Below are 12,875 nucleotides of genomic sequence, written 5' to 3' on the forward strand. Positions count from 1 at the left end.
TTCTCGATTAGCTAAAGGGCAGAGTAGGTAGTAGGCGGCAGATTATAGCGGCATCACAGTTTTATTTGAAGTCGTGGTTTTACTGCTGGATTAAGCGTTGTTAAGCAGATAAATGAAAAAAGCGTGTTTCCACGCTTATTTCTTACTACTTTGAAGTTGCTAGTCCGGTTGCAGACTAGTTTGGTTGAGGAATAGGTGTGCGCCATTGTTTCCAACCTTCTTCAGCGCGCGAGTACAAGTAGAACGACTGTCCCGCTTTGGCAGCAGGCATGAGCTGTTTTTGTTCTGGTGTCGAGAAGGTAATACCACCGCGAACAATACTGTCAAACGTACCTGCCTTGATGTCCGCACCAGATAAGCCAATCGAAACATCAACACCGGAAACATTCCAGAAGACACTGTTTTGGCGAATGAGATAGCTGTACTCAGGTTCAATTTCGATAGTCGAAATCACTCTGTCAGCAAGGTTTCCTAACTGCACTCGAGTTACTCGACCTACATCCATGCCTCTAAACAAAACAGGGGTGCCAACGGAAACCGAGCCTTTATCTTCGCTTTGTAGGGTAAACGAGATACTGGTTTTCTTATATGGCAGTTCTGACAACGGGAATGAATAGGTTGGATCGCCATCTCCCGGCTTAACCTCAATAGACTTGCTTAGCAGGTTCTCGATGTTTTCAATACCATGAGTCAAGCTAACTTTCGCTGATGCAATCCAGAATACTGATCCTTTTGTGGCAATGTTCTTGCTGTATTCAGGTTTAATGCGCGCGGTAATCGAAATCTTATTTGCAGTGAAACTTGGCGTGACGCTGACCACTTCACCTACAGATACGCCTTGGTATTTGATGTTTGTACCGACAGGAACCGCCACATCGCCAGAGGCTGTAAGAGTAATGGTTTTGCCGTATTTTTGAGCTTGTTGATAGCTTGGATAAAGCACCCATTTGTCATTAACTTTGTTATCAACACCACTGATGTTATCAAACGCTATCCCTCCTTGAATCAATGTTTGTAGAGGCGCAGCTTTAACACTTATTCCTGCCAGCGATGCATCAATTTCGACACCTGAACGGTTCCAAAATACAGTTTGACTCGTAATTAGATGTTTGTACTGATTCTCTATTTTTACCTTAATCTCAACCCCTTTAGACGTCAGCGTGTAGCCTGCTACATTCCCCACTCGCAGGTTGCGATAGAGAAGTGGGCTACCCGCACTGACTGGAGGAAGTTCTTCCGCCATTAAGGTAAATGTTTGAGTGCCAGACTGATTGTACTTCGCCAATTCAGCTAACGATTGGCTTTGATAAAGCCGATATTGTGACTGAATTTGCTTACTGCCTTCACTGACAAAGCTAATTGAACCCGTCAGTAGCTGTTTAGCTGGAGGAATAGAAACGTTTAACCCTGATTCTGTCAGTTCGGCGGTTGCAGTACCTGTAACATAAAAGCGGCTATTTGAGCCGATAAATGGAACATACTCTTCATCAATCAGCACATCGAACTCAACGTTATCAGGCTTAAGGGCGACTTTTGTAACGCTACCGACCGCAACGCCGCGATACAAAATGTCGGTGCCAGCACTCAGACCAAATGAGCTGTCGGCGATAAGTTTTAAGGCGACGGATTTCGCCTGAGTACGGTTAAATTCTTGCTTACGCACTGCCACGAAATGACGAGAGCGATCACCTTCACCGGGAACCAGAGTTAGATAGTTACCCTTTATAAGATTGCCTAGGTTCTCAACGCCTGTCAGTGCGATTTTTGCTTCTTCAAGAATGAAGTTGCTGCCACTGTTCAGCATGTCGCTGAAGGCAGGTTGAATAGCGGCAGATGCAATAATTTCTTTGCGTTCTTCATCCAACTGCAGATTGGTGATCTGACCGATTTCCAACCCTCTGTACATAATTGGCGCACCAGAAACACTGATGTTGTTATCGTCTGGCAGAACAATCTTAATGGCGACACCACGTCCAGCAGTTCTGAGGTCCGGATAAAGTTTAAATTCAGAATTTTGTTCAGCGGGTTCTCCTTCGTCAGGAGAGTCAACTGCGATAGCCCCACCTAACAAAGCAGCTACACTTTCCATACGAATATCAACACCACTTAAACCTAAGTTAGCGCCAATACCACTTACGTTCCAAAAACGGCTTTCCGTCGTTATGACATTGCGATATTGCTCTTGAATGGACGCATCGATAATTACAGACTGATTGTCATCGGCCAGTTGATAGTTGTATACCTCACCGATGGGGATCTTTTTGTAGACGATTTGCGAGCCAACAGAAATTCCACCCAAATCTCGAGCTTTCAAAGTAATGGTTAACCCTTGATTGGCGAGCAAGTCTGAAGGTGCAGAGTCGAGAGCGCGATAGCTTTGAGGATGGTCGTCTGCATCATAATCATTGTCTTCAACAATTTCATCACCCGGGTCAATAGCAATGTAGTTACCCGATACCAAAGCATCAAGACCGGAAATGCCAGACAAACTTGCGGTGGGTTTTACTAACCAAAAGCGGGTCTTTTCAGAAAGCAGTCTTTTCGCATCCGGATAAATGTCGGTGTCGACATAAATGCTGTCTAGGTTAGGGGACAACTTGATGTTTCTGACCATACCGACCTCTAAGCCTTGATAGCGGACCGGTGTTCTTCCAGCTACCAGACCTTGTGCATTAGAGAAGTAAATTTGAATGCGTTCACCAGCATCATGGATAGATTTCATTATTAACCAACCAGCCAGCACGACCGTGAGGATAGGCAAAATCCACAAAGGAGAGATTCCTTTGTTCTTTTTGACATCTGGCTTGTAGGAGGTTTGCTGAGTAATATTTTTATTCATCAACTGACTCTTGTTTATTGTTATCGTCGCGGTAGTTATCCCAAATGAGTCTTGGATCGAGGCTTTCTGCTGCCAACAGCGTCAACACCACAACCATTCCAAAAGCAATGGCACCGTATCCGGGAGTAAAATCGAGCAACTGCCCACGATCAACGACCGCTAACATTATAGAAATAACAAACAGGTCCATCACGGACCATTTTCCTATCCATTTGATAACAAAGTATATGATCATTCTTTGGCGGAAAAAGACGCTTCGCTTAAATTTTATGGCAAGTAGTAGATAAGTTAAGCCAAGTATTTTGGCGACCGGTACCACAATACTTGCCACAAAAATGATGACTGCAATTCCAATCATGCCGCTGTTAATCAGTGATGCTACACCCGAAAATATTGTGTCTTCGAGTCTTTGTCCGTTGGTTAACAAGATTGAAATTGGCAGAATGTTGGCTGGAATAATCGAAACCGTAGCGGCCAATAAGTACGCCCAAGTCGTTTCAATGGAATTAGGCTTTCTGTGGTAGAGCTTCTGATGGCAACGAATGCAATTTGAACTCTCCGGTTGAGAGAGATGGCAGTTGTGGCAGTGCACGTGTTTCACTTCGAGCGGATATTCAGTTTCTGGTCGCCAAGCTTCCCAATAACGTCTTACACTGATACGACTGATTAGCAGAACGGTAAATATCTGTAGCAGAACCAGTCCGTACAGCCCGGGGCCAACGAAAACATCTGAAATATCAATCAGTTTGAAACACGAAACCGCAATGCTCACCAGAAATACATCGATCATAACCCAAGGCTTAAGCTTAGAGATCAGCAGCAGCGAATAGCGCATTAGGGCGAAATTATTGTGTCTTAACGCAACGTGTGCACCTACAACGCTGCAGCAAAGTATAAATGGAGCGAGCGAAGCACAGAAAAACACGAGCAGTGCTAAGCCGACATATCCTTCGTTATAGAGTGCTTCTACACCGGAAGGTAGTGTTGCTGGAATCATAACGCCTATTAGGCGAATACGAATGAAATCGAAAAAGTGAGAGGGTATAAACAACAATAGGCAGGTAATAGCCAAAGCTAAGTTGCCTGATAGGGAAGGTTGCCCGCCACGATAAAGTTGCGTACCACACCGAGGGCAATATGCACTTTTACCTTTCTCTACGCTAATGACGTCCACGGGCAACTCACACCCTTGGCAAAGGCGTATTCCAGAAGGAGTGGATAGATGTTTTTCTATCGCTCTCACTTTCATCAGATACCCCTTGAACTTAATGTGTCAATGTAACTAATTGGCGTAGGATTGCACCGAACCGTAGAGAGTTTGATATAGCCCTTCTTGCTCAACCAGTTCTCTATGTGTGCCAGCTTGGCTAACGCGTCCATCTTCCAATACATAAATCAAATCTGCTTGTTTCACCGCTGAAAGTCTGTGAGCGACTATCAAAGTGGTTCGTCCTTTTAAAAACTCGTTTAATGCCTTATGTAAGGCACTTTCTGTCGCGGTATCGAGTGCTGAAGTCGCTTCATCTAAAATGACGAATTTGGGGTTACTTAAAACCATGCGTGCAATGGCTAAACGCTGACGCTGACCACCGGACAGACGGATACCATTACGCCCGATTTGAGAATCCAACCCATGATCCAGCTTACTAATTACATCCTGCATTTGCGCAATTTCAAGAGCGCGCCACAGTTCAGCTTCATCATGTTCTCCACCAAGGGTCAAATTGTGCCTTAAAGTGTCATTAAAGAGTATAGGTTGTTGTAGAACAACGGCAATTTCCCCACGGATAACATCGAAACTAATGTCGTCGCATGTCTCGCCATTGAAACGAATTTGCCCTGTGTTCGCCCGATAAACACCGATCAGTAGCTGTATTAGAGTCGATTTTCCTCCGCCACTTGCTCCGACCAGTGCAACTTTTTTACCGGATGGGATATTAAGGGACAAATCCTTGAGCACATTGTTTTCACCGTCATATGAAAAATTGACGTTTGAAACCGTCACTTCTACTTCTTTGTCTTCAGTAAATGGATTGATTTTACTGATTGGGCGATGTTCTTCTTCTAAATCAAGTAGAGCGTTGATTCGGCCAAGCGCGGCTTTGGCGCTATACCAAGAAAATTGAATGCTCAACAGTTCCTGAACAGGTGAAAGCATGAACCACAAATAGCCGAACACAGCAAACATCTGCCCAATAGAAAGATCACTGAACACTACCATGAGCATGGCCGCCGCTCTGAACAACTCGAATCCAAGCAAAAACAGCAGGAATGATAAGCGGCCAGCCGCTTCGGATTGCCATGCATATTTGTCCGCACTTAAACGTACTTCATTGGCCTGTTCTTTTAGCTCTGTAAGAAATTCACGTTCTTTGTTGGCCGCTCTAAGTTGATAAATACCATCGAGAGTTTCTACCAGCCTGTTTTGAAAGCGCTCAAAGGCTTGGTTTTCTCTTTTCTTCAGGTGTTTGACTTTACTACCAAGCAAACGCGAAAAGTAAACCACGACAGGGTTTACTAATAGGATAAAGAGCCCTAAACGCCACTCAATCCACAATAAAACGATAGCAGTTCCGCTGACGGTTAACAGGCCAATAATAAATTTACTTAACGTAGACCCGATAAATTGGTCTATGGTTTCAATATCTGTAACCAAATGGGCATTTATTCCACCGCTTCCCCGAGTCTCGTATTGTTTTATGCTAATTCGCCCCAACTTATCTATCATCTTGCTGCGCATCTGATAGGTGATGGTTTTAGAGACAAGCGTGAACTGTCGGCTTTGTAGAATATTGAGCATCTGGCTCGCCGCTCGCATGAGAACGACAAGTACTAGAGTGAGGACGATGTAACCTGTTGCTGTTTGCCAAGACGTCGGCAAAACACCATTCATCATCTCGATACCGGTTGAAGGCTGGTTTAGCAGCACTTCATCAACCATTAGAGGCATAAGCAGTGGAATGGGCACACTGATTAGCGTTGCAACAATCGCAATTACATTGGCAAACAATAGCTTGGATTGATGCTTTTTCGCTTGTGTTATTAGCCAAGAACGGCTAATAGTGTTTGTGGAATTTGCCATCTTTATGAGAATGAATCCTATTTAGTTTTGGCGCATTATATGTAAAACCTTTAGGTAATCAAAACTTAAAGGCATTTAAAACCTAAAGTGAAGTCTTTATTTTTCAATTGGAAGTTTAGTTTATATGAAATTAGAACATTACCACCGCTTAACAAAACAAGCTGTCGCACTACTAGAATCAGAAAAGGACTTGATTGCGAACTTGTCTAACTTAAGCGCACTACTCAACATGGAATTAGAAGACCTTAACTGGGTTGGTTTCTATTTGATGCGAGAAGGTGAGTTGGTATTAGGTCCATTCCAAGGTAAACCTGCTTGTGTGCGTATTCCTGTCGGACGTGGCGTATGCGGTACAGCAGTTTCAACTAATAGTGTACAACGTGTTTATGATGTTCATGAGTTTGAAGGTCATATTGCGTGTGACGCTGCCAGCAATTCGGAGATTGTTATTCCATTTTCAATCAATGGTGAAGTAGTCGGTGTTCTCGATATTGACAGTCCAAGTGTGGGTCGTTTTTCCGAAATTGATGAGGAAGGACTGACATTTTTGATGACAGAAGTTGAAAAGCTGCTCAATTCACAGGCTAACAAGGCATAAATTGTCTTTTGCCTGTGGTTTTTCGTATTCAGGTCACTATAATACCGAACATATTTACTCTTAATGCTCGCGGACAAGCCGCATAAACCAGGAATCCTCATGGAAAACACTGAAAAGTTAAAAAACAGCAAAGAAGTTATTGCGTACATTGCTGAATGTTTCCCTAAATGCTTTACTTTAGAGGGTGAAGCGAAGCCTCTTAAAATTGGTATTTTTCAAGATCTTGCTGAACGCCTTGGCGAAGATCCAAAAGTTAGTAAAACTCAGCTTCGTGCAGCTTTAAGACAGTACACTTCTTCATGGCGTTACCTACACGGCGTAAAACCTGGTGCGGTTCGTGTAGACCTAGACGGAAACGCTTGTGGAGAGCTTGAAGAGCAACATGTAGAACATGCACAAGCAGCGTTGGCAGAAAGTAAAGCTCGTGTTGACGCTCGTCGTAAAGAACAAGGTAAAAAAGCTCGCGAAGAAGCGAAAGCTAAGCCAAAAGCTAAGAAAGCAGCTCAGCCTCGCCGTCCTCAAAACAAAGGGCCAAAACCAGAAAGTAAACCTGTTGAAACAAGAGCTTTGAATGCTGACGAAATCATTGTTGGTAAAGAAGTGAACATCAACATGGGTAAAGGCAACATGGCTGCGACCATTGTTGAAATCAATAAGGAAGACGTGCGTGTTCAACTTGGTAACGGCCTACAAATGGTTGTAAAAGCGGAGCACTTGCGCGCCTAAAGGAGAAACTCCTACGCATGAAATGCCGTTCAAAATGGACTCTGATTGCTGCTAGCGTTTGGCTAGCAGCATCTTCAGCTCAGGCTGTTGAAGCCCAAATTCAAAAGAAAGATTTACCCGTTCTTGCTCCTGAAGCTCAACATGAAACAGCAAGTAAAAGGGTAACTTCTCGTTTTACTCGTTCTCACTACAAGCATTTCAATCTCGACGATCAATTTTCTCAAGAGATTTTTGAACGTTACGTTGAGCTTCTTGACTACAACCGCAGTCTTTTCACTCAAGCTGACATCGATTCTTTCCAGTCTAAAGCTGTTCAATTAGATGATGAACTCAAGGCAGGTAGCAACGCTATTGCGTTTGAAATCTATAACTTGTCGATGATTAAGCGTTTCGAACGTTTTAAATATGCTTTGTCATTACTCGATAAAGAAATCAAATTTAATACTGATGAAACCATCGAAATTGATCGTTCTAAAGCGGCTTGGCCTAAGAATAAAGCTGAAATTGATGAGTTATGGCGCAAGCGCGTAAAATACGATGCTTTGAGCCTAAAATTGACAGGCAAAGAGTGGCCTGAAATCAAAGAGACGCTGTCAAAACGCTACAACAATGCTATCAAACGCCTAACTCAAACTCATAGTGAAGATGTTTTCCAACTTTACATGAATGCGTTTGCTCGCCAGATTGACCCGCATACCAGTTACCTTTCACCTCGTAATGCAGAACAATTCCAGTCTGAGATGAGCTTATCTCTGGAAGGGATTGGTGCTGTTTTACAAATGACGGATGACTACACGGTTATTTCTTCGTTGGTTACTGGTGGCCCAGCTGCAAGCAGCAAGCAATTGTCAGAAGGCGATCGTATTGTTGGCGTTGGTCAGGATGGTGAAGATATCGTCGATGTTATCGGCTGGCGATTGGATGATGTTGTTCAGTTAATCAAAGGTCCGAAGGGCACTAAGGTTAATCTTGAAATTCTACCTGATGGTAAGGATGTAAAACGTCACGTTGTAACAATTGTCCGCGATAAGATTCGTCTAGAAGATAGAGCCGTTAAATCAGAAGTGATTGAAAAGGGTGGTAAAAAGATTGGTGTTCTAGAAGTACCAAGTTTCTACGTTGGCCTTTCTCAAGACACCGATAAACTGATTACTCAGTTAAAAGCTGACAAAGTGGACGGCATCATTGTTGACTTACGAAATAACGGTGGCGGTGCTTTAACAGAAGCGACGGCATTATCCGGTTTGTTTATTACCAGTGGCCCAGTTGTTCAAGTTCGTGATAGTTATGGTCGCGTGAACGTAAACAGCGATACCGACGGAAAGATCAGTTATTCAGGTCCAATGACGGTATTGATCAACAGCTATAGCGCCTCTGCCTCTGAGATTTTTGCTGCGGCAATGCAAGATTATGGTCGCGCTATTATTCTTGGCGAAAACTCATTCGGTAAGGGTACGGTACAGCAGCATCGTTCTTTGAATCATATTTACGATATGTTCGATAAAGAGCTGGGCTATGTGCAATACACGATTCAGAAGTTTTATCGCATTGACGGTGGTAGTACGCAAAACAAAGGTGTAGTACCTGACATTGCGTTCCCTGCTGCAATTGATGCTGCTGAAACGGGTGAGAGTGTCGAGCCAAATGCGCTTCCTTGGGACAGCATTGATCAAGCGAAGTATTCTAAACTCCATGATTTCTCAGCGATTATTGCCTCGTTGACGCAAAAGCATCAGCAACGCATTGCCTCTGATCTTGAGTTTGGTTTTATCCAACAAGATATTACTAAATATAAAGCAGAAAAAGATGACAACGCGCTGTCTTTAAACGAAAAAGCTCGTAAGAAGAAAAGTGATGAAGCCGATGCAGAGCGTTTAGCTCGAATCAACAAACGTCAAGTTGATGCTGGAAAAGCAGAATACAAGAGTTTAGACGACGTGCCGAAAGATTATGAAGTGCCTGATGCGTATTTGAACGAATCGGTAGCCATCATGGTTGATATGCTGAAGTCGGCAAAAAAATAGAAAACTCAATGTAATAAAAAGGCGAGCTGGTTAGCTCGCTTTTTTCATGCCTAAAATCCATATGCAACTAAATGTGATGTGTATCAAATAATTTAGCGAAATCTAACATGCGATCCTAAGCTTAAGAAAAGTGAGGGAGATCGCTATGAAATGGATAACCGTTATTTTTGCCTGTATTGCTTTGACGATAACAGGCCAGTCCTTTGGTTCAATGAATGGGCCGATTAAAGATTTAACGCAGTTTGATCAGCCGTTTCTTCTTGGCGATTGGTATTTGTTGAATCCAGCCCCAGAGGAATCAGAGGAAAACTTCCTCGCCATCAAGCTGAACTTTGAGTCCGACTATACCTTCAGCATTGATATTCAGAAGAAGGATTACAGTGTCGACCACTGGGAAGGTATGTATACAGCAAACAGTGATACGCTCATTCTAGGATTAAATAGCGATGATCCTCAGGTTTATGAATATCAAAGTAACCACAATTTGCTGTTTTTAAATGGTGTAACGTTTACCAAAGCTTTACCCAACGCTTTAGCAGGAATGTGGTCTAGCACTTCACTGTCCGGTCGGGATTTGTATGCCGATAAACTCACGGAAGTGTTACTCATCCTTCAGCCGGATTTTGTGTTTCTGTTTAAAGCCAGTGGTAGTGATGGAAACGAAACGACCCATCAAGGTGTGTATTACATGGAAGGGGATCACCTTGTTTTGCTGTATGAAGACGGCGAACAAGATACTCGCTATACGCTACAGCAGGACCAGTTAACTCTGGATATGGAAGGCGGCTCTATGTATGCGGTTTTAAATCGAATTCGTTGACGGCGACAATCGAATGTTTATTAACCAATTGAATTCTATTTATAAGAGATAGCCAGTGATGGGTATCTCTTTTTTTCTTTTAGGGGTTGTTATTGGCAATAACAAGCCTAAGATCTGTAATTGTCACATATCATTATGTCAAAAGGATTCCGGCAATGGCTCACACTCCTCAAGCCAAATATCGTAAAGATTATACTCAACCATCCCATACCATTTCTCAAATCGAACTGACTTTCGATCTGTATGATACAGAGACGACGGTAACTGCTGTTTCACAAATTAAACAAATGAAGGACAGTACAACCTTAGTTTTGGATGGTGAAGATCTTAAGTTACAAGCGCTGAAAGTAAATGGCGTTGATTGGAACGAATACACTGAACTGGAAGCTGGTTTAGAAATTCGTCAGCTACCGGCGGAGTTTGAGTTAACGGTTGTTACTTTGATCAACCCAGAGGCAAACACTGCATTAGAAGGTTTGTATAAATCCGGTGGCGCGTTCTGCACGCAATGTGAAGCTGAAGGTTTCCGCAGAATTACTTACTATTTAGATCGCCCGGATGTTTTAGCGAAATACACCACAACGGTCATTGCAGATAAAGCTCAATATCCATATCTGCTCAGCAACGGTAACAAAGTTGAACAAGGCGAAGTAGACAATGGTCGCCATTGGGTGAAATGGCAAGATCCGCATCCAAAACCAGCATACTTATTCGCTTTAGTAGCGGGCGATTTTGATGTTCTGCACGATAAATTTGTTACTCAGTCTGGCCGCAACGTAGATTTGGAAATCTTCGTTGATAAAGGCAACCTAGACAGAGCGCACCACGCGATGGTTTCTTTGATTAACTCAATGAAGTGGGATGAAGAACGTTTTGGTCTTGAGTACGATTTAGATATCTACATGATCGTTGCGGTTGATTTCTTCAACATGGGCGCAATGGAAAACAAAGGGTTGAACATTTTCAACTCGAAGTTTGTATTGGCCAATGATCAAACGGCAACAGACACTGATTATCTTGGTATTGAAGCAGTGATTGGTCACGAATATTTCCATAACTGGACAGGTAACCGCGTTACTTGTCGTGACTGGTTCCAGTTAAGCTTGAAAGAAGGCTTAACTGTATTCCGCGATCAAGAGTTCTCTTCAGATTTAGGTTCTCGTGCTGTGAACCGCATCAACAATGTTCGTATTATTCGTGGTCCGCAGTTTGCAGAAGATGCAAGCCCAATGTCGCACCCAATTCGTCCAGATAAAGTGATAGAAATGAATAACTTCTACACGTTGACTGTGTATGAAAAGGGCAGCGAAGTGATTCGAATGATGCATACTTTGCTTGGTGAGGAAGGTTTCCAAAAAGGTATGAAGTTATACTTCGAGCGCCATGATGGTACAGCCGCAACCTGTGAAGATTTTGTCGCTGCGATGGAAGATGCATCAGGTGTTGATCTGAAGCAGTTCCGTTTATGGTACAGCCAGTCGGGTACTCCAACGGTATCAGTTAGCAGCGAATATAACGCAGAAGCAAAAACGTATGCGCTAACGGTATGTCAATCGACAGAACCAACACACGATCAAAAAGAGAAGCAACCTCTGCATATTCCTTTTGATGTTGAGCTTTATGCAAAAGATGGAAGTGTGATTCCTTTGCAAAGCAAAGGTAATCCTGTTGCGAATGTGCTGAATGTTACTCAAGCGGAGCAAACATTTGTATTTGAGAACGTGACAGAAAAACCAATCCCATCGTTACTAAGAGAGTTTTCTGCTCCGGTGAGGTTGGAATATGACTACTCAGATGAAGAGTTAGTATTCTTAATGTCCAATGCGAGTAACGAATTTGCACGTTGGGATGCGGGTCAAATATTAATGGCTAAGTATATTCGTGACAATGTAACTCGTGAACAACAAGGACAAAAGGTTGAATTACCTGCCGTTGTTGTCGATGCATTCCGCGGTGTTTTACTGAGTGATTCTTTAGAACCTGCATTTGTTGCCGAGATGCTTTCACTACCGAGCCATAACGAAGTGTCAGGTTGGTACAAGTGTGTGGATGTTGATGCAATTGCCAATGTGCTTAAAGCATTCAAAGTTATTCTTGCAACTGAACTTGAAGATGAATTAGGCGCAACATATCAAACACTAAAACAAAATGAATACACCATTAGCCATGAAGCCATTGGTAAACGCGCATTACGTAATATCTGTTTGTCCTACCTAGCGTACACTGAGCAAGGTAATGCTTTAGTGGAGAAACAATACAACCAAGCGAACAATATGACTGACACTATCGCAGCCATGAGTGCGGCGAACAGTACAGGGCTTGCATGTCGTGAAGCCCAAATGGCGGATTACAGCAATAAGTGGAAACATGACGGTTTAGTGATGGACAAGTGGTTTACTCTACAGGGTTGCAACCCGGCGAGTGATGCACTAGAAGTGATTAAGAAAACGATGAATCATGAAGCGTTCAGTTTGAAGAACCCAAACCGTACTCGTAATCTGATTGGTGCTTTCTTAAATAACAACCCGGTTAACTTCCATGCGAAGAGTGGTGAAGGCTATCGTTTTGCGGGCGAAATACTTCGCGAGCTCAACAGTAGTAACCCACAAGTGGCATCTCGTTTAATTGACCCTCTGCTTAAATTCCGTAAATACGATGAAGAGCGACAAGGATTAATTAGAAAAGAGCTTGAAGCGTTAAAAGCGATGGATAATTTAGCGCGAGATCTTTATGAAAAAGTCTCTAAAGCACTAGAAGATTAACAATAGGCAGTGGTGGCATTTCGA

Annotated in this window: 8 protein-coding genes; 5 read left to right on the forward strand and 3 right to left on the reverse strand. The window is 43.0% G+C overall.

Features of this window, described 5'->3' with window-relative positions:
- Nucleotides 1–175 precede the first annotated feature (175 nt).
- From P4S58_RS06815 to P4S58_RS06825, 3 genes are read right to left on the reverse strand one after another with little or no spacing between them, the layout of a single operon-like run.
- Complete coding sequence (locus P4S58_RS06815) at nt 176–2,839, reverse strand: MlaD family protein (RefSeq protein ID WP_042482475.1); 2,664 nt, start codon at nt 2,837–2,839, stop codon at nt 176–178.
- Nucleotides 2,832–4,088 carry a paraquat-inducible protein A gene (locus tag P4S58_RS06820; RefSeq protein ID WP_042482472.1) on the reverse strand — a complete coding sequence of 419 codons (1,257 nt, stop codon included), beginning with the start codon at nt 4,086–4,088 and terminating at the stop codon, nt 2,832–2,834. The genes P4S58_RS06815 and P4S58_RS06820 overlap by 8 nt, the downstream gene beginning before the upstream one ends.
- 33 nt (nt 4,089–4,121) lie before the next feature.
- Nucleotides 4,122–5,921, reverse strand: a complete 1,800-nt coding sequence (locus tag P4S58_RS06825; protein ID WP_337163328.1) for an ABC transporter ATP-binding protein — start codon at nt 5,919–5,921, stop codon at nt 4,122–4,124.
- A 124-nt stretch (nt 5,922–6,045) separates the two neighbouring features.
- Here P4S58_RS06825 and P4S58_RS06830 point away from each other — a divergent pair, with 124 nt between their 5' ends.
- The 5 genes from P4S58_RS06830 to pepN all read left to right on the forward strand — a co-directional run bounded on the left by P4S58_RS06830 (nt 6,046) and on the right by pepN (nt 12,851).
- Entirely contained in the window at nt 6,046–6,519 is a 474-nt protein-coding gene (locus tag P4S58_RS06830) for a GAF domain-containing protein (RefSeq protein ID WP_042482467.1), read from the forward strand.
- Nucleotides 6,520–6,618: 99 nt separating this feature from the next.
- Entirely contained in the window at nt 6,619–7,245 is a 627-nt protein-coding gene (proQ, locus tag P4S58_RS06835) for an RNA chaperone ProQ (protein WP_042482463.1), read from the forward strand.
- A 17-nt stretch (nt 7,246–7,262) separates the two neighbouring features.
- Nucleotides 7,263–9,269 (forward strand): carboxy terminal-processing peptidase, encoded by a 2,007-nt coding sequence (gene prc / locus P4S58_RS06840; protein WP_102964454.1) that lies wholly within the window; start codon nt 7,263–7,265, stop codon nt 9,267–9,269.
- A 145-nt stretch (nt 9,270–9,414) separates the two neighbouring features.
- Complete coding sequence (locus tag P4S58_RS06845) at nt 9,415–10,089, forward strand: hypothetical protein (protein WP_042482457.1); 675 nt, start codon at nt 9,415–9,417, stop codon at nt 10,087–10,089.
- Nucleotides 10,090–10,244: 155 nt separating this feature from the next.
- On the forward strand, nt 10,245–12,851 hold the full coding sequence (gene pepN, locus P4S58_RS06850; protein ID WP_337163331.1) for an aminopeptidase N: 2,607 nt from the start codon (nt 10,245–10,247) through the stop codon (nt 12,849–12,851).
- The last annotated feature ends 24 nt before the right edge of the window (nt 12,852–12,875 follow it).

Source organism: Vibrio sp. Hal054 (assembly GCF_037162405.1).
Taxonomy (GTDB): domain Bacteria; phylum Pseudomonadota; class Gammaproteobacteria; order Enterobacterales; family Vibrionaceae; genus Vibrio; species Vibrio diazotrophicus.